At 66.0% G+C, this 17,536-nt stretch carries 14 protein-coding genes; 5 read left to right on the top strand and 9 right to left on the bottom strand.

The features are described 5' to 3' along the window. Positions 1–97: 97 nt before the first annotated feature. Genes modC through modA form a run of 3 tightly spaced genes read right to left on the bottom strand, consistent with a single transcriptional unit; the run spans position 98 to position 2,684 of the window. A complete protein-coding gene (gene modC / locus RMR04_RS16285; RefSeq protein WP_311915650.1) occupies positions 98–1,186 on the bottom strand; it encodes a molybdenum ABC transporter ATP-binding protein in 1,089 nt (362 codons plus the stop codon). After that, positions 1,183–1,881 (bottom strand): molybdate ABC transporter permease subunit, encoded by a 699-nt coding sequence (modB, locus tag RMR04_RS16280; protein WP_311915648.1) that lies wholly within the window; start codon positions 1,879–1,881, stop codon positions 1,183–1,185. Before modB ends, modC begins: the two co-directional genes overlap by 4 nt. After that, positions 1,878–2,684, bottom strand: coding sequence for a molybdate ABC transporter substrate-binding protein (modA, locus tag RMR04_RS16275; RefSeq protein ID WP_311915647.1), 807 nt, complete (start codon positions 2,682–2,684; stop codon positions 1,878–1,880). The genes modB and modA overlap by 4 nt, the downstream gene beginning before the upstream one ends. Positions 2,685–2,829: 145 nt before the next feature. Between modA and RMR04_RS16270 the strand changes: the two genes are divergently transcribed. Then, complete coding sequence (locus tag RMR04_RS16270; RefSeq protein WP_311915646.1) at positions 2,830–3,036, top strand: TOBE domain-containing protein; 207 nt, start codon at positions 2,830–2,832, stop codon at positions 3,034–3,036. 28 nt (positions 3,037–3,064) lie between these two features. Here RMR04_RS16270 and RMR04_RS16265 read toward each other — a convergent pair whose 3' ends face one another. From RMR04_RS16265 to RMR04_RS16245, 5 genes are all read right to left on the bottom strand, one after another. Continuing rightward, positions 3,065–4,369: a TRAP transporter large permease gene (locus tag RMR04_RS16265; protein ID WP_311915645.1), complete on the bottom strand. Its 1,305-nt coding sequence runs from the start codon at positions 4,367–4,369 to the stop codon at positions 3,065–3,067. A 64-nt stretch (positions 4,370–4,433) separates the two neighbouring features. Then, entirely contained in the window at positions 4,434–4,973 is a 540-nt protein-coding gene (locus RMR04_RS16260) for a TRAP transporter small permease subunit (RefSeq protein WP_311915861.1), read from the bottom strand. Between the two features lie 83 nt (positions 4,974–5,056). Next, positions 5,057–6,061 carry a TRAP transporter substrate-binding protein gene (locus RMR04_RS16255; RefSeq protein ID WP_410492252.1) on the bottom strand — a complete coding sequence of 335 codons (1,005 nt, stop codon included), beginning with the start codon at positions 6,059–6,061 and terminating at the stop codon, positions 5,057–5,059. Positions 6,062–6,195: 134 nt separating this feature from the next. Further along, positions 6,196–7,824, bottom strand: coding sequence for a hydantoinase B/oxoprolinase family protein (locus RMR04_RS16250; RefSeq protein ID WP_311915644.1), 1,629 nt, complete (start codon positions 7,822–7,824; stop codon positions 6,196–6,198). An 11-nt stretch (positions 7,825–7,835) separates the two neighbouring features. Then, entirely contained in the window at positions 7,836–9,950 is a 2,115-nt protein-coding gene (locus tag RMR04_RS16245; protein ID WP_311915643.1) for a hydantoinase/oxoprolinase family protein, read from the bottom strand. A gap of 232 nt (positions 9,951–10,182) precedes the next feature. Here RMR04_RS16245 and RMR04_RS16240 point away from each other — a divergent pair, with 232 nt between their 5' ends. The 4 genes from RMR04_RS16240 to RMR04_RS16225 all read left to right on the top strand — a co-directional run bounded on the left by RMR04_RS16240 (position 10,183) and on the right by RMR04_RS16225 (position 15,623). Continuing rightward, positions 10,183–11,676, top strand: a complete 1,494-nt coding sequence (locus RMR04_RS16240; RefSeq protein ID WP_311915642.1) for an amidase — start codon at positions 10,183–10,185, stop codon at positions 11,674–11,676. Positions 11,677–11,777: 101 nt separating this feature from the next. Continuing rightward, entirely contained in the window at positions 11,778–13,358 is a 1,581-nt protein-coding gene (locus RMR04_RS16235; protein WP_311915641.1) for an ABC transporter substrate-binding protein, read from the top strand. Between the two features lie 336 nt (positions 13,359–13,694). Beyond that, complete coding sequence (locus tag RMR04_RS16230) at positions 13,695–13,991, top strand: hypothetical protein (protein WP_311915640.1); 297 nt, start codon at positions 13,695–13,697, stop codon at positions 13,989–13,991. Positions 13,992–14,036: 45 nt separating this feature from the next. Next, complete coding sequence (locus tag RMR04_RS16225; protein WP_311915639.1) at positions 14,037–15,623, top strand: ABC transporter substrate-binding protein; 1,587 nt, start codon at positions 14,037–14,039, stop codon at positions 15,621–15,623. Between the two features lie 187 nt (positions 15,624–15,810). Here RMR04_RS16225 and RMR04_RS16220 read toward each other — a convergent pair whose 3' ends face one another. Continuing rightward, the gene (locus tag RMR04_RS16220) at positions 15,811–17,418 is read right to left on the bottom strand and encodes a gamma-glutamyltransferase (protein WP_311915638.1); all 1,608 of its coding nucleotides are present in this window, start codon (positions 17,416–17,418) and stop codon (positions 15,811–15,813) included. Positions 17,419–17,536 lie beyond the last annotated feature (118 nt).

The raw sequence follows: 17,536 nt of genomic DNA, 5'->3' as shown, positions 1-17,536 counted from the left end.
GAACCGCGCCGACTCCGTCATTCAGGAAGGAGGCTAGCCCTATATCGCCGTGAACATAGCCCGGGCTGCGCCAGATGCTTCGCGGCGGGGCAGAGCCTCAACTCGTCTCGACAGAAACGCTCTTGATCACCGCATAGACCTGACTGCCTTGCCTCAGCGCCAGGGCCGCCACGGATTTCGCAGTCAGGCGCGCCAGCAGGCTCTCGCCATTGCAGTCGATGACCAGCTCGATTGCAGCGCCTCCGCGCCTGCCACCGATTTCGGCGATCGTGCCCGGCAGGATGTTGAGCGCGCTCACGCCGGTCGGCAGCGTCAGGCTGATCAGGACGTCGCTGGCGAGAATGCGAACCCGGACATGCCCGCCGATCGGCAAGGCGCTGCGCGAAACCTGCAACAGGCCGGCCCGAGTTCTCAGGCTGGTCAGATGGTACTCGGTATCGTGACCGACGATCTCCGCTTCCAGGATGGAGCCGGCCTCGGCCGCACCCGACAAGCCGGCGACGTCCAATCGCGACATCACCTCCGCCGTCGGGCCGCAGGCCTTGACGGCGCCCTGATCGACCACGACCAGCGTCGTCGCCAGCCGCGCCACTTCCGCGACAGAATGCGAGACATAGACGATGGGGATACCGATCTCGTCGCGCAGCCGCTCGATATAGGGCAGGACTTCCGCCTTGCGGGCCTCGTCGAGCGAGGCCAGCGGCTCGTCCATCAAGAGGAGACGGGGGTTGGCCAGCAAGGCGCGGCCGATCGCGATGCGCTGCTTCTCGCCGCCCGACAGGCCGGCCGGCCTGCGTTCGAGCAGGTGGCCGATCCCGAGCAGGTCCAGCACGGTCTCAAAGGCGATGCTGTCGCGCCCTTCGCGCGGCGCGAACCAGCGCCCGAACAGCAGGTTCTGGCGCACCGTCAGATGGGGGAAGAGCCGCGCCTCCTGGAAGACATAACCGATCCGCCTTCGGTGCTTGGGCACGAACACGCCGTGCTTGGTATCGACCAGCACCTCACCATCGACGAGGACGCGCCCGCGCGCCGGGCGGATGAGGCCGCCGATGACGTTGACGAGCGAGGTCTTGCCGGAGCCCGACCGTCCGAACAGCGCCGTCAGGCGCCCATTGGAGGTGAAGTCGGCGTCGAGCTTGAACTGGCCCAGATGGTGTTCGATCGCGATCTCGAGGAGCGGGCTCATTCGACCGCGATCCTGCGTCCGACGAAGCGCGCCATCCATTCCGAGACGAACAATGCCGTGACCGAGATCCCGATCGAGATCAGCGTGAGGCGCGTCGCGCCGGCCTCGCCGCCGGGCACCTGGGTGAAGGTGTAGATCGCCGAGGGCAAGGTCTGCGTCTCCCCGGGGATGTTGGAGACGAAGGTGATGGTCGCGCCGAATTCGCCCATCGCCTTGGCGAAGCACAAGATCATGCCGACGACGATGCCGGGTAGGCAAAGCGGCAGCGTGACGACGAGAAAGACCCAGGCGGGGCTGGCGCCGAGCGTGCCGGCTGCGTCCTCCAGCTTGCGGTCGACCGCCTCGATCGAGAGGCGGATGGCGCGTACCATCAGGGGAAAGCCCATGACCGCGGCGGCCAGCACCGCGCCCGTCCAGCGGAAGGAGAGCACGATGCCGAAATAATCATAGAGGAACTGCCCGATCGGCCCGCGCCGGCCAAAGCCGATCAGCAGGAGGTAGCCGGTCACGACGGGCGGCATGATCAACGGCAGGTGGACGGCGGCATCGAGCAGCGATTTGCCCCAGAAGCGACCGCGCGCGAGCAGGAAGGCGACGCAAAGCCCGAGCGGCAGGCTTGCGAGCATGGCGGTCGTCGCGACGACCAGGCTCAGGCGGACCGCCGTCCATTCCTCGGGAGACAACCAGTCGCTCACGAGGCGTTGGCGGGCCTGTTCAGCACGGTGAAGCCTTGGCGTTCGAAGGCGGCCTTCGGCCCGGCGCCGCGCAGATAGGTCAGGAAGCCTTGCGCGTCAGGATTGGTCGCATCCTTCGTCACCGCGACGGGATAGATGATCGGCGGGTGCGAATCCTCCGGGAAGACCGCCGCGACCTTGACCTTGGGGTCGGCGGCGGCATCGGTGGCGTAGACGATGCCGAGCGGCGCCTCGCCCCGCGACACCAGGAGCAGGGCAGCGCGGACATTGTCCGCCTGCGCGATCTTGTCCTTGACCTTGTCCCAACCGCCGAGCTTCTCCAGCGCCGCCTTGCCGTATTTGCCGGCTGGCACGGAATCGACATTGCCCATGGCGAGGCGCCCCGAGCCGAGTGCGGCGCTCAGATCGACACCGGCTGTCAGGGCGACCTGTGCCGTCGAATCCGAGGGGGCGACCAGCACGATCCGGTTGGCCAGCAGGCTGATCCGCGTCTCCGGCTTGATCAGGTTCTTGCTCGCCGCATAGTCCATCCAATCGAGATCGGCCGAGAGGAAGAGATCGGCCGGGGCGCCCTGTTCGAGCTGCTTGGCGAGCGCATTGCTGGCCGCATAGGAAATTTTTGGAGCCGGCTTACCGGTTTCCTTCACCCAGGCTGCTGTCGCCTCGTCGAGCGCGTTCTTCAGGCTCGCGGCCGCGAAGATGACGAGTTCCTTGGTCTGGGCCTGCGCGGTGGCGAGGCTGGAGCCGAAGCCGAGCAGCAGCGCGGCCGTGAAACCCATCACAAATCGGCGGTTCGTCGTCATCTGCGTTCACCCTTGTCGCATTTGCCTTCGTTCTGTTTGGTTGAATATAACGGCTGCCGCAACAGGTCGAGCCCAACAATTGCGCTGGGCTCGGTCTGCCACCCTATTCCAGGGTCGAGCGGCCCATCGTTTCAGGAGAAAACCCGTGAAGATCAGCGCCCGCAACCAGCTCAAAGGCACGATCATCGAAATCACCAAGGGCGCGACGACCGCTCATGTCCGCCTCGACGTCGGTGGCACCATCGTGACCTCGGCGATCACCAATGCGGCGGTGGAGCAGCTCAAGCTCGCTGTCGGGCAGCAGGCCTATGCCGTGGTCAAGGCGTCCGACGTGATGATCGCGATCGATTGAAGCGAAAGGCCGCCCGGCGGGGAGGAACCTACCCCGCCAGCACTTTCGGCAGCCACAGCACGATCTCGGGATAGACCGTCAAAAGCAGGGTGAACAGGACCAGGATGACCAGATAGGGGAAGGTCACCTTGGCGATGTAGCCGAGGCCGTCCCCGGTCAGGCCCTGGATCACGAACAGGTTGAACCCGACCGGCGGCGTGATCTGCGCCATCTCCACCACCAGCACCATGAAGACGCCGAACCAGATCGGGTCGAACCCGGCCTGCTTCACGATCGGCAGCACGATCGGCAGCGTCATCACGATCATCGAGAAGCCGTCGAGGAAGCAGCCGAGCACGATATAGAAGGCGATCAGCACGACGATCAGCATGAAGGGCGTGAGATTCAGCCCCTTGACGAAGGCGGCGACCGCCTGGGGAATGCCAAGGAAGGCAGCGGCATTGCCCAGGATCGAGGCGCCCAGCACGATCAGCGCGATCATCGAGCAGGTGATCACCGAGCCGATCAGGATGCCCTTGATCGCCTCGAAATTCAGTGAGCCCTGGAAGGCGGTGACGAGCGCCGCGCCGAGCACGCCGACAGCCGCCGCTTCGGACGGCGTCGCGATGCCGCCATACATCGAGCCGAGCACGCACAGGATCAGGAACAGCGCAGGGGCCAGATCGCGCAGAGCGGAAAAGCGCTCGCGCCAGCTCAGATTGCGCAGATCGTTTTCGGCTTGCGGCACGAGGTCGCCGCGCAGCGTGGTGTGGATCATCACCCAGGCCATGAAGGTGCCGGCGAGCAGGAAGCCCGGGATGAAGCCGGCGGTGAACAGCTTCAGGATCGAGACGTCACCGAGCACGCCATAGATGATCATGATGTTGGAGGGCGGGATCAGGAAGCCGAGCGTGCCGGCGCCCGCCAGCGAGCCGATGGCGATGTCCTTGGAGTAGCCGCGCTTGAGCAGTTCGGTGAGCGCGATGCGCCCGACAACCTGGGTGGTCGCAGCCGAGGAGCCGGAGATCGCCGCGAAGATCGTGCAGCCGAAGATGTTCACATGCAGCAAGCGCCCGGGCAGCAGGCCGGCCCAGGGCGCGAGCCCCTTGAACAAGGAGCGCGACAGATGGGTGCGGAACAGCAACTCGCCCATCAGGATGAAGAGCGGCAGCGCCAGCAGTTCCTGCGTCGTCAGGATGTTCCAGGCATATTGCGGCAAGAGCCGGTCGAGCGGCATCGAACGGAACAGGAAGAGCAGCACCGTGCCGGTCAGCGCGAGCGTCAGACCGATCCACAACCCGCAGGCCAGGAGGCCGAACAGGATCGCGAACATGACGATGACTTCGATGGACATGGGTGTGATCCCGACCGGAGCACCGGTCCTTGAGTAGGGGAAGGGCGCTGTGGTGAGGCGCTGCTCAGTCCGCGGGGGACGCGGCCTTCATCGAATGATCTTCCAGCGGCAGGCCAAGAGCTGCCTGGATGACGCGCGCAAGGTACTGCAGCGTCAAAAGCAGCATGCCGAAGGTCACCACGGCCTGGGGAAACCAGACCGGCGTGTCGCTCGAGACCGAGGTCTGGCCCCGGCTGAACGAGCCCCAGGCGAAGCGCACCATCGCGTAGGTCAGGAAGCTCATGAAGGCGAAGCCGAGCAGCGCCGCCAGGACCTCCAGCGGCCGCCGCAAGGCCGGCGGGGCCTTGCCGATCAGCAGGGTGACGCGGACATGGCCTCCCGCGCGCAGCGTCATGGCGGCCCCAAATGTGAAGGAGGCCGCCATCAGATAGGAGGAATACTCCCACGCCACCGGGATGGAGGCTGGGAAGAAGGGCAGGAAGTTCGACAGGAAGCGGGTGCCGATCTCGCACAGCATGAGCAATGTCAGCGCCAGCAGGCAGCCGCCGCCGATCCAGCCGTCAAGGCGGCTGAGACGGTCGATCCCGTCGAGCACGGCGCGCAGGGCCGCCGGAACGGCGACCGCTTGCGGTTCGGCAAACCTTGGCGGTTCGGCAAACCTTGGTGGTTCGGAGGGAGAGGCGTTGGTCACGAGCCGCGCTTCATCTCGGTGAGATAGGCCTTCACCGGCTTGTCGGCGGCGGGAACGCGCTTGAGGAAGGCGTCGAGCAGCGGCGCGGTCTTGGCGCGCAGATCGGCCATCATCGGCGCCGGCACCGGGACGATCTCCATGCCGCCCTCGGTCAGGCGCTTCAGGCTGTCGGTATCGGCCTTGACCGAGGCCGCCCAGAAATCGGGCTCGAGCTTGATGGCGATCTCCTCCATCGCCTTGCGCTCCTCGGGCTTCAGCTTCTTCCAGCTGTCGAGATTGATGGTGACCATCTCGGACGACCAGACATGGTTGGTCGGCAGCACATATTTCAGGAACTCCCAGAACTTGCCGTCGACGCCTGACACCGCCGAGGTCGAGACGCCCGAGACCACGCCCGAGGCCAGCGCCGGCACGGTCTCGCCCCAGGGGATCAGGACCGGCGACATGCCGACCGCGTTGAGCATGTCGACGGCGTTCTTGTCGGGCACGCGGATCTTGATGTTCTTCAGCATCTCGACCGTGGTCGCCTTGGCCTTGAGCTGCAGATATTGCGTCGGCCAGGGCACGATGAAGAGGATCTTCTGGTTGTTGCGCTCGGCGATCTTGTCGTATTCGGGCCGCACATATTTGTGCAGGACCTTGAGTTCCTCGGGCGTGCCGACGAGGAAGGGCACGCTTTCCACGCCCATGAAGGGCTCGTCGCCGACCTGCTGGATGTTGAGGATATCGGCCATCGGCACGATGCCGTCGCGCACGGCGCGCAGATGCTCGGGTCCCTTGAAGCCGAGCTGGCCGCCGGCCTTGACCAGGATGTCGACGCCGCCATTCGTCGCCTTCTTGACCTCTTCGGCGTAGCGCATGGCGTTTTGCGTGTGGAAATTGCTTTCGGGCCAGACGGTCGAGAGGTCGAGCTGGGTTTGTGCGGCAGCAGGCTGGGCCAGCATGCCGAGCAACCCCATTCCCAGCAGAAACGCGCGCCGCGCGATGCGATGGTCCGCCATGATCCGTAAGCCCTTCCGGTGAAGTCGTGTGTCGGTGGGGGAGAAAGCAAATCCCCGGCCAACCAGGGGCCGAGGTGGCGGGCTAGAGCATCGGCCCGAAAGGTGGAATCCGGTTCTCGGAAGAAGCCGATGCTCTAGCTGGCGCTGACCAGCTCTTCCTCGATGTCGCGGCGGAGCAAGGCCGGGTCGCGCTCAGCGGGGTTGCCGATGCCGGCGCCGCCCGGGGTCAGGACGACCAGCCGGTCTCCCGCCGGAATCTCCTGAAAGCCCTTGCCCTTGAGCTTCCTGCCGGATTTGAGCCCGACATAGCCGGCCGCGCCGTTGCCGCCGCCATCGCGTCCGCGCGGCGGATGGTCGATACGGTCGAAGGCGGCCAGGATCTCGAAGGAGGCGTCGACCCCGCTCTCGATCTCGATGATCTGGCCGTGGCCGCCGCGCGTGCGGCCATTGCCGCCGCTGTCGGGGCGCAACTCCTTCTTCCAGAAGATCAGGGGCGTCTGCGTCTCGGCGTTCTCGACGGGTGTGCCGCGCACGCCACTGGGATAGGCAGTGGCGGAGAGCCCGTCCTTGTCGAAGCGCGCGCCGGTGCCACCATTGCTCGTGACGGCCATGGCGAAACCGTAATTGCCCTGCGCGCCGGCATGTGTCCGGCCGCGCACGTTCAGATTCCACAGACAGGAGGTGCCCTCGGCCGGCACGCGCTCCGGAATGACCTGGCGCAGGCAGCCGAAGACGACGTCGGGCAGCATCTGGCCGATGACATGGCGCGAGGACACGGCTGCCGGCTTGGGCGCGTTCAGGATCGAGCCTGATGGCGCGGAAACAGTCAGCGGGCCCAATGAGCCGGCGTTGTTGGGGATTTGGGCGGCGACGACGCAGCCCAGCCCGAAGACCGTATAGGCGGTGGTATAGGAATGCGGCACGTTGATGCCGCGCTGCGCCTGCGGCGAGGTGCCGGTGAAATCGACATGGATGCCGTCATCCGAGATCGTCAGCTCGGCGGCGAGCGTGACCGGCACGTCATAACCGTCGACCACCATCTCGTTGCGCCAGCTGCCTTTCGGCAGCTTGGCGATCTCGGCAAGCACGGCTTCGCGTGAGCGCTCGCAGATATGGTCGGCGAGCTCGTCGAGCGTCTCGATGCCGAACTCGTCCATCATCTCGACCAGGCGTTTTGCGCCCATGTCGTTGCAGGCGGCGAGCGAATAGGTGTCGCCTTCGGTATCGACGGGCTGGCGCGTATTGGCGCGGATGATCGCCATGACGTTCTGGTCGACCTTGCCGGCGTCGATCAGTTTCAGCATCGGCAGATAGAGCCCCTCCATGAAGACGTCGGTGGCGTCGGGCCCGAAGCCGATGCCGCCGATATCCATCAGATGGCTGGTGCAGGAGAACAGCGCGACCGGCTTGCCGTTCCTGAAGGCGGGCGTCGTTACCACGAAATCGTTGAGATGGCCGGTGCCCATCCAGGGATCGTTGGTGATGTAGGCGTCGCCTTCCTTCATCGTCTCGATCGGGAAATGGCGGATGAAGTGCTTCACCGATTCCGCCATGGAGTTGACGTGACCCGGCGTGCCGGTGACGCCCTGGGCCAGCATCCGGCCCTGCAGGTCGAAGACGCCGGCGGAGATGTCGCCGCATTCGCGCACGATCGGCGAAAACGCGGTGCGCATCAGGATCTGGCCCTGTTCCTCCACCACCGCGATCAGGCGGTTCCACATGATCTGGAGATCGATCAGGCTGATCTTGTCGGTCTGGCTCATTTGATCTCTCCTCACGCGGCTTCGCGGTCCAGAATCTGGCGGTCGAGAACCTTGCGGTCCATCACGATGCAGCCGATGGCGTCGATATGCGCGTCGAAGCTCATCGAGACGAAGGTCGAGGTCTCGTCCTCGGCGATGATGGCGGGGCCGGCGATCGAAGCGCCCGGTATCATCGTCTCGCGCCGATAGAGCGGGACCATGATGCTGGCGCCCGCCTTGCCGTCATGGAAGGCGCGGCTGCCGGAGGGCTCTGGCGCAGCCGAACTCGCGACACGCGGCGCCACTTCAGGCTTCGGGGGCAGCGTCGTGACCAGAACCGACCAGCTCAGGATTTCGATCGCGGCTCCGGGAATCGGCCGTGCGAACAGGGCGGCGTAATCGGCCTCGAAAGCGCTTCGCAGCGCCGGGATGTCCTGCTCGCCCAGCACGCCGGAGGGCAGCGTCACGGTGATCTCATGGCCCTGGCCGACATAGCGCATGAAGGCGACTCGCCGCGCGATCACGGGTTCGCCGCGCGCGCCGGGCTCGACCAAAGCGCGGGCTTCCAGTTCCATCTCCGAGAGAAGATCCGAGACCAGCACCCCGTCGAAGGCATCGAGCCTGACATGGCGGCTTCGGACCAGTTCATAGGAGACCGGCGCGGCGAGGAAGCCGACAGCCGAGCCGACACCGGCATTGGGCGGCACGATGACGCGCTTGACGCCGATCTTCTCCGCGACGCGCGCGGCATGCAGGGGAGCCGCACCGCCGAAGGCGATCAGCGTGTGGTCGCCGACGACCGCGCCGCGCTCGACCGCATGTACGCGGGCTGCGCTCGCCATGTTCTCGCAGACCATTTCATGCACGGCATAGGCGGCCGTTTCGGCATCGAGCCCGAGCGGCTCGCCGATATCGGCCAGGAGCGCCTTGCGCGACAAGTCCGGATCGAGCGGGATGGTGCCGCCGGCGAAGGAGGCTGGATCGATCATGCCGAGCACGACATCGGCGTCGGTGACGGCGGGATGCACGCCGCCGCGTCCATAGCAGGCGGGGCCGGGCTCGGAGGAGGCGCTTTCGGGGCCGACCGTGACGCGCTTCAACGCATCGATCCGCGCGATCGAGCCGCCGCCGGCGCCGATCTCGACCATCTCGATCACCGGAATACGCACCGGGAGCCCTGAGCCCTTGAGGAAGCGGGCGGCGCGGTCGACCTCGAAGATGCGCGAGGATTGCGGTTCGAATTTCTCGATCAGGCAGATCTTTGCCGTGGTGCCGCCCATGTCGAAGGAGAGCACCTTGCTTTCGCCGAGCTGGGCTGCGGTCAAGGCGGCGAAGATCGCCCCGCCCGCGGGCCCGGATTCGACGAGGCGCACCGGGAAGCGTTGCGCGGTCTCGATCGAGGTCAGGCCGCCGCCCGAGGTCACGAGATAGATCGCGCCACGGAACTGCTCCTGCGCCAGCCCCTCGGCCATGCGGGCGAGATAACCCGCCATCAGCGGCTGGACATAGGCATTGGCGATGGCCGTCGAGGTGCGTTCATATTCGCGCACCTCCGGGCAGACCTCGCTGGAGAGCGTGATGCCGAGTTCGGGCATCGCAGCTTTCAGCAGCGCGCCGGTGCGGCGCTCATGCTCGGCATTGGCATAGGAATGCAGGAAGGCGACGGCGACGCTCTCGACACCGGCCGCCTTCAGTTTCGGCACGAGCGCGGCGACCGCCGCCTCATCCAGTGGCAGGCGGACTTTGCCGTGCACATCGACGCGCTCGGGTAGCGTGAAGCGCAGGGCGCGCTGCACCAGCGGGCGCGGCTTCTCGATCGAGAGATCATACTGGTCGTAGCGGCTTTCCGTGCCGATCTCGATGATGTCGCGAAACCCCTCGGTCGCGATCAGGGCGGTTTTCGCGCCGCGGCGCTCGATGATGGCGTTGGTCGCCAAGGTGGTGCCATGGACGAAGACGTCGATGTCGGACATGTGCATCCGCGCATCCGAGAGGATCAATCGCATGCCGCCGAGCACGCCTTCCTCCGGCCGCGACGGCGTCGTCAGCACCTTGCGCGTCATCCGCCCGGCCTCGGTCTCCAGCACGACATCCGTGAAGGTGCCGCCGATATCGACCGCGAGTCTGACGTGCTGGTTCAGTGCCATGTCGATTTGTCTCCGTCGGATCGCCCGCGGGTCAGCGTCTGATCCGCGGGAGGCACCATGCAAGAAGCGGGGGCAAGAAGCCGGGGCAAGAGCATGCGCGGTATGCATGGGGCATCTAACGTCAGGGGGCGACATGCCGGAGATTCGCAGGTCATAGTTGCCGCCCCGAGGCATAGCTATCCAAGGCACGGCTCTTGCCTGCGCGGCCCGTCGTCGACGAGAGGTCCTTCCCTTGACTGAACCCTGTGAACTCAGCGCCGTAGAGGCTCGCGCCTTGATCGGAACCAAGAAGCTGTCGGCGAGCGAATTGCTCGAAAGCTGTATCGCCCGCATCGATGCAGTGGACCCGGCCGTCAACGCCATGGTGGCGCGTGACGATGAGCGGGCGCGCAAGGCGGCGAAGCTCGCCGATGAGGCGACGATGCGCGGCGACCGGCTCGGCGCGCTGCACGGGCTGCCGCTCGGCGTGAAGGATCTCGAGAACGTCGCCGGCCTGCGCACCACCTATGGCAGTCCGCTCTTCGCGAACCATGTGCCGACCGAAGACCAGTTGATCGTCGCCAACACCCGCAAGGCCGGCGCGATCGTTCTGGGCAAGACCAACACGCCGGAATGGGGCGCTGGCGCCAACACCCGCAACGCCGTCTACGGCGCGACCGGCAACCCCTTCGACCCCTCCAAATGTGCCGCCGGCTCCTCGGGCGGCTCGGGCGTCGCGCTGGCGACGAACATGGTGCCGATCGCGACAGGCTCCGACACTGGCGGCTCGCTGCGCAACCCGGCCGCCTATAACGGCATCGTCGGCTTCAGGCCTTCGCCGGGGCTGGTGCCGAGCGAGAAGCGGCCACTGGGCTGGAATCCGTTGAGCGTGCTCGGGCCGATGGCGCGCACCGTGCCCGATCTGTGCCTGCTGCTCTCGACCATGGTCTCTGACGACGCGGCCGATCCGCTGGCCACGACGATCCATGGCAGGACAGTGCGCCGCCCTGAGGATTTCGCCAGGCCTGGAACGATCGATCTTTCCTCGCTCAAGGTCGCGCTGACACCGGATTTCGGTTTCGCACCGACCGAGCGCCATATCCGCGAAGTCTTCGCGGCGAAGACCGGTGCTTTCAGCCATCTCTTCGCCCAGGTCGAGGCGGCGACGCCCGATTGCACGGGCGCCGACGAGACCTTCGAGGTGCTGCGCTCGGTTGCCTTCCTCGCCGGCATGTATGAGCGCGTCCGCGACACGCCCGAGCTTGTCGGCCCCAATGTCCGCGCCAATGTCGAGGAGGGGCTGCGCTACAGCGCGCTCGACGTCACTCGCGCACTGAAGCAGCAGACCGTGCTCTACAAGAACTGGCAGGGCTTCTTCGAGGATTACGACGTCATCCTTTCGCCGGCCGTCACCTTGAGCCCGCGTCCCTGGTCGGAGCTCTACCCGGCCGAGATCGACGGCACGCCGACCCGGACCTATTTCCACTGGCTCGCCATGGCCTATGCCGTGACCAATGTCGGACATCCCGCGATTTCGCTGCCGGTCGGGCTCGACCGCAACGGCATGCCTTTTGGCCTGCAGATCGTCGGCCCCCGCGGCGGCGACGCCAAGGTGCTGGCGGTGGCGGCTGCGCTCGAGGCGGCCCTGGCGGGCGATACGCTGACGGCGCGTCCGGTGCCCGACATCGCCAAACTGACGGCCGCGCCGAAGCTGAGCAACAGCCCAGGCTTCCTGGGGTTCGATTAAGATTTGGGTTTCGATTGAGGCTATTGGGCTTCGATCAAGCAAAGCCGGCGTATGCCGGCGCAAATCCACAGAGCTACAAAATCATAATGAGGGGTACCGTAATGAAGCGTCGTACATTCCTGAAGGGGGCGACCGCCCTGACACTGGCCGGGCCGGCCATGACAGGGCGCGCCTTCGCGCAGGCGGGGACGGTCCTGAAATTCGCGCCGCAGGCCAATCTGACGGCGCTGGATCCGATCTGGACGACGGCGACCGTGACCAATAATCACGGCTACTACGTTTACGACACGCTCTACAGCCACGACCTCGACATGAAGCCCCAGCCGCAAATGGCTGAGGCGCATGAGGTTTCGGCCGACGGCAAGGTCTGGAGGATCAAGCTGCGCGAAGGCCTCGTCTTCCATGACGGCACGCCGGTGAAACCGGCCGACTGCATCCAGAGCCTGAAGCGCTGGGTGCAACGCGACCCCTACGGCCAGCTTCTGGCCAAGGTGGTCGAGAGCATGACGGCACTCGACGAGCGCAGCTTCGAGATCAAGCTGACGCGGCCTTTCCCGATGATGCTCGACCTGCTCGCCAAGGCGGATTCGCCCCTCTTCATCATGCCGGAGCGCCTGGCTGTGACCGATGCGAACAAGCAGGTCACCGAAATGGTCGGCTCCGGGCCTTACCGCTTCGTGCCGGGCGAATTCGTCTCGGGGAGCAAGGTCGTCTACGAGAAGTTCGAGGCTTATAAGCCCCGCAGCGAGCCGCCGAGCCGTGGCGCTGGCGGCAAGGTCGCGAATTTCAAGCGGATCGAATGGCAGATCCTGCCCGATCCGGCGACGGCGGCGAACGCATTGATCAAGGGCGAGATCGACTGGTGGGAGCGCCCGCTCTCCGATCTCCAGCCGATGCTGGCGAAGGTTCCGGAGGTCATCCGCGAGGTCACGGACGAGGCCGGGCGCGGCGCGATCATGCGCATGAACCACCTTCAGCCGCCCTTCAACAATCCCAAGGTGCGTGCCGCCGTGCGCATGGCGGTGAACCAGGAAGACTATATGCGCGCCGCCCAGGGCGACGACACCTCGCTCTGGCAGACCTCGCGCAATCTCTGGTGGCGCGGCACGCCCTATTACGACGGCGAGCATGAGGACCTGATGCCGCAGAGCCTGGAAAAGGCCAAGGTGGCGCTGAAGGAGTCCGGCTACAACGGCGAGAAGGTCGTCATCATCAACCCGACCGACTTCCCCGATATCGGGCCGCTAGGAGACGTGACGGCCGAACTGCTCAAGCAGCTCGGCATGAATGTCGAGTTCGTGGCGAGCGACTGGGGCACGGTGATCCAGCGTCGCAACAGCCGCGAGCCGGTCGAGAAGGGCGGCTGGAGCATCTTCCACACCACGGGCTCGACCATGGCCTGGGCCAGCCCGGCGCAATCCTTCCTGGTACGTGGGCAGGGGGCGAAGGGCTGGTTCGGCTGGTATGACAGCGCCAAGGCCGAGGCGCTGGCGGAGGAGTGGCTCTACGCGCCGGACGAAGCCATGCAGAAGAAGGCCGCCGCCCAGCTCGGCCGCCTCGCGCTCGAGGAGACCGCGACGGTGCCGCTTGGCAGGTTCATGATCCGGACGGCCTATCGCAAGAACCTGACCGGCATGCTCAAGGGCTCGGCACCTTATCCCTGGGGCCTGAAGCGCGTCTGATCGGCGCGTAAGCGCTAGCATCATCCCGGGCTGTCGCTAGCGGTCCGAGACGGTCGAGATTTTGGGCTCGGGGCTCCAAGCCCCGAGCCCTCACTATTTAGCCGTTGCCGCCGTAGACCGGGGCGAGATCATGTCGCTGCGGGCTTCCACGCCGCCCTTGTCGACGCGGATGATGTTCGGGCAGGCGAGGTTGATCGGCGGCAGGCCGACCCGGACTTATGTCCACTGGCTCGCCATGGCCTATGCCGTCACTCATCCAAAGAGTGAGAGCAGGATCAATGCGAAAAACCGGTTCCCACTTTTTCGCATCCTGCTCAAACGTCGACCATTCCCGCGATGTCGCAGCCGGTCGGGCGCGACCGCAACGGCCTGTCTTTCCCGCAGATCGTCGGCCCGCGCGACGCCAAAGTGCTTGCTGTCGCTGCGGCACTCGAGTCACTCTTGGCCGGCGATCCATGGGCCGCGCGCCTCACACCTGACATCGCCAGATTGAAGGCGGCGCCGAAGCTCGAGGACAGCCCGAATGTCCTCGGCTTCGACCGGAGTGTTTTCGAGCGAAGTGGACACCGGTTCGCTCGAAATCGCTCCAGGTTCTGGATTTTGGGCTCAAGCCTGCGGCAAGGCCCGGAATGACGTAGTGTTTTCATCGAAGGCCGACCATAAAAGGGGAGAGACCATATGAAGCGCCGTCAGTTCCTGCAGGGCACGGCAGCCGCTGCCCTGTTTGCTCCAACGCTGGCCCGCGAGGCCTTGGCTCAATCGTCGAGCCCGACCGTGCTCAAGATGGCGCCGCAGGCGAACCTCACCTCGCTCGATCCGATCTGGACGACCGCGACCGTCACCAACAATCACGGCTACTACGTCTACGACACGCTTTATGGCGGCGATCTCGACCTGAAGCCGCAGCCGCAAATGGCTGAGGGGCATGAGGTTTCGGCCGATGGCAAGGTCTGGAAGATCAAGCTGCGCGAAGGCCTCGCCTTCCATGACGGCCAGCCGGTCCGGCCCGCCGACTGCATCGAGAGCCTGAAGCGCTGGGGCCAGCGCGATCCTTACGGCCAGTTGCTGCTCAAGGCGGTCGAGGCCTGGGGCGCGCCGGATGAGCGCACCCTAGAGATCAAGCTGACCCGGCCCTTCCCGATGATGCTCGATTGCATGGCCAAGGCCGACAACCCGCCCTTCATCATGCCCGAACGCCTGGCCAAGACCGACGCGACCAAGCAGGTCACCGAGATGGTCGGCTCGGGCCCCTACAAGTTCGTCGCCAGCGAATATGTCTCCGGCAGCCGCGTCGTCTATGAGAAGAACGAGGCCTACAAGCCGCGAGCTGAGCCGCCAAGTCGCAATGCCGGCGGCAAGATCGCGCATTTCAAGCGGATCGAGTGGCCGATCCTGCCCGATCCGGCGACCGCTGCCTCAGCGCTGACCAAGGGCGAGATCGACTGGTGGGAGCGCCCGCTCGCCGATCTTCAGCCCCTGCTCGCGAAAAGCCCCGACATCACCCGCGAGGTCATCGACAAGAACGGCCGCGGCTCGATCATGCGGCTGAACCATCTCCAGCCGCCCTTCAACAATCCCAAGGTGCGCGCCGCCGTCCGCCTCGCGGTCAACCAGGAAGATTATATGCGCGCCAGCCAGGGCGATGACACCACCACCTGGCAGGTCTGCCGGAACCTGTGGTGGCGCGGCACGCCCTATTACACCGGCGAGCTCGAGGATCTGATGCCGCAGAGCCTCGACAAGGCCAAGGCGGCGCTGAAGGAGTCCGGCTATAACGGCGAGAAGGTCATCATCATCAACCCGACCGATTTCCCCGATATCGGCCCGCTTGGCGACGTCACCTACGAGTTGCTCAAGCAGCTCGGCATGAATGTCGAGTTCGCGGCGAGCGACTGGGGCACGGTGATCCAGCGCCGCAATAGCCGCGAGCCGGTCGAGAAGGGCGGCTGGAGCATCTTCCACACCACCGGCGCGGCGGTCGGCTGGGGGAATCCGGCCCTGTCAAATCTCGTTCGCGGTCCTGGCGAGAAGGGCTGGTTCGGCTGGTGGACCAATGCCAGGGCCGAGGAACTGGCCGAGGAATGGCTCTACGCGCCTGATGAAGCCAAGCAGAAGCAGGTCGCGGTCACGCTCGGCCGGCTGGCGCTGGAGGAATGCGCCACCATCCCGCTCGGCCAGTTCGTCATCAAGACCGCCTATCGCAAGAACCTGACCGGCATGCTGCCGGGCTCGGCGCCTTACCCCTGGGGGCTGAAGCGGGTGTGAGCGGCGCGGAAGCGCCAATATCGTCCCGGGCGGTTACTCGCCGTCCGGGACGATCGAGATTTTAGGTCTCGGAGCCCGTTGGAAAACTCCAGCCCTCATCCTGAGGAGCCGCGCAGCGGCGTCTCGAAGGATGAGGGCTCAGAAGATTTCCAGACAGAGGGCTCTCAGGGCCCCAACTCCCGAGCCCTCAGTGTTTCGCCGCCACGGCCGCCGACCAGGGCGAGATCACGTCGCTGCAGCCTTCCGCGCCGTCCTTGTCGACGCGGATGATGTTGGGGCAGGCGAAGTTGATCGGCAGCACGCCGTGCTCCACCACGGAGAGCGGGCCGGCCGCCTCCAGCGCCGCCAGCGTCTGGTCGGGCAGGCGGTAATCGGCGCTGGTCGAATCGGGGCCGGATACGTCGATGCGCGGGGTATGGGCGGCTTCAGTGATCTCCATGCCGCAATCCAGCGTCCAGGCCAGCATCTGGTAGACGCTGGCAAGAATCCGCCGGCCGCCCGAGGAGCCTGCAGCCAGGCGCGGCCAGCTGCCATCCTTCGGCGTCACGATGACCGGGCACATGTTGCAGAGCGGCCTGGCGCCGGGCGCGATCGCATTGGCGCTGCCGGGGCGCGGATCGAACCACATCATGCCGTTGTTCATCAGCACGCCGGTGCCGGGCAGCACGACGCGGCTGCCCATCGAGGAGAGCAGCGTCGTCGTCACCGAAACGAGATTGCCCTCGCCGTCGACGACGGTGAGATGCGTCGTGCAGGTGTCGCCGGGTTCGGTCGCGGCCTTCGCCGCGCCCAGCCCTTCGAGCCGGCTCGCATAGGCCTGGCGCATCACCCGCGACAGCGTCGCGAACCAGGCGGCGTCGGGGCCTTCCGAGGAGGGGGCGCTGTCCGCCATGCCCTCGACCACGGCCTGTAGCGTCGGTGCGGCCGTCAGGCCGCCGGCGGTGTGCAGGAGATGTGTGCCGCGCCAGTCGATCACCGGGGCCTCACGCAAGACCGCCTTGCAGTTGGCGAGGTCCTCCGCATCGACCACGCCGCCCAGCGCCTTGATGTCGGCGGCGAGCCGGGTTGCCAGTTCGCCATGGTAGAAATCATCCAGCCCCGCCTCGGCCAGGCGCTCCAGCGTCGATGCGAGATTGCCGAGTCGGAAGAAGCCCGGCATGCCCTGATAGGGCGGCACCGGCGGCAGGCCCCCGGGCAGATAGATGCGCGCACTCTCCTCATAGAGCCGCAGCACCGAGGCCGAGGATGAGACCTTGAGCGTCGTGTACCAGTCCTGGGCGAGGCCGCGCTTGGCGAGCGCGATCGCCGGCGCCAGCAGATCCGCGACTGGCAGCGCGGTACCGAAGGCCTCCTTCAGCTTGGCGTAGCCCGCGACCGAGGAAGGGATGCAGAAGGAGAGCGGGCCGTGAATGTTCACATCGCCCACCACCTCCGGCCAGGTGAAAAGGTCCTTCTTCATCTCGCCGGTCAGGGGGTAGTCGGCCGGGTCGGCGCGGCGCGGTGCGACGGGGCCGAAATCGACGACCTGCGCCCGCGTCTCGTTGGCCTTCAGCACCAGCGCGAAGCCGATGCCGCCGAGCCCGCTATTCCAGGGTTCCACCGCCGCCAGCGCGAAGCAGGCCGCGACCGCCGCATCGGCTGCATTGCCGCCGGCCTCCAGGATTGCGGCGCCGGCCTCGGCCGCCTCGCGGTTCTGCGACACGACGATGCCGTGGCGGCCTTTCGCCGCCGGCTTGGTCAGGGTCCAGTTCTGGGTGCGGTAAGGCGGCGTGCGTGTCGATACAGGCGTGGACATCAGCGTCTCTCTGGTTGGGCGTGCCGGCATAGTGGCACGCCGGCAAAGCCAGCGTCGAATGCGTCCTGCGCAGATGGGCGGCATGTTTCGTGCTTGGCGGCAGGGTCTTTTTCCCCAG

The sequence above is a fragment of the Bosea sp. 685 genome, from assembly GCF_031884435.1.
GTDB lineage: Bacteria > Pseudomonadota > Alphaproteobacteria > Rhizobiales > Beijerinckiaceae > Allobosea.
Note: the sequence above shows the minus strand (reverse complement) of the source record. Positions and strands in the feature narration are given on the sequence as shown.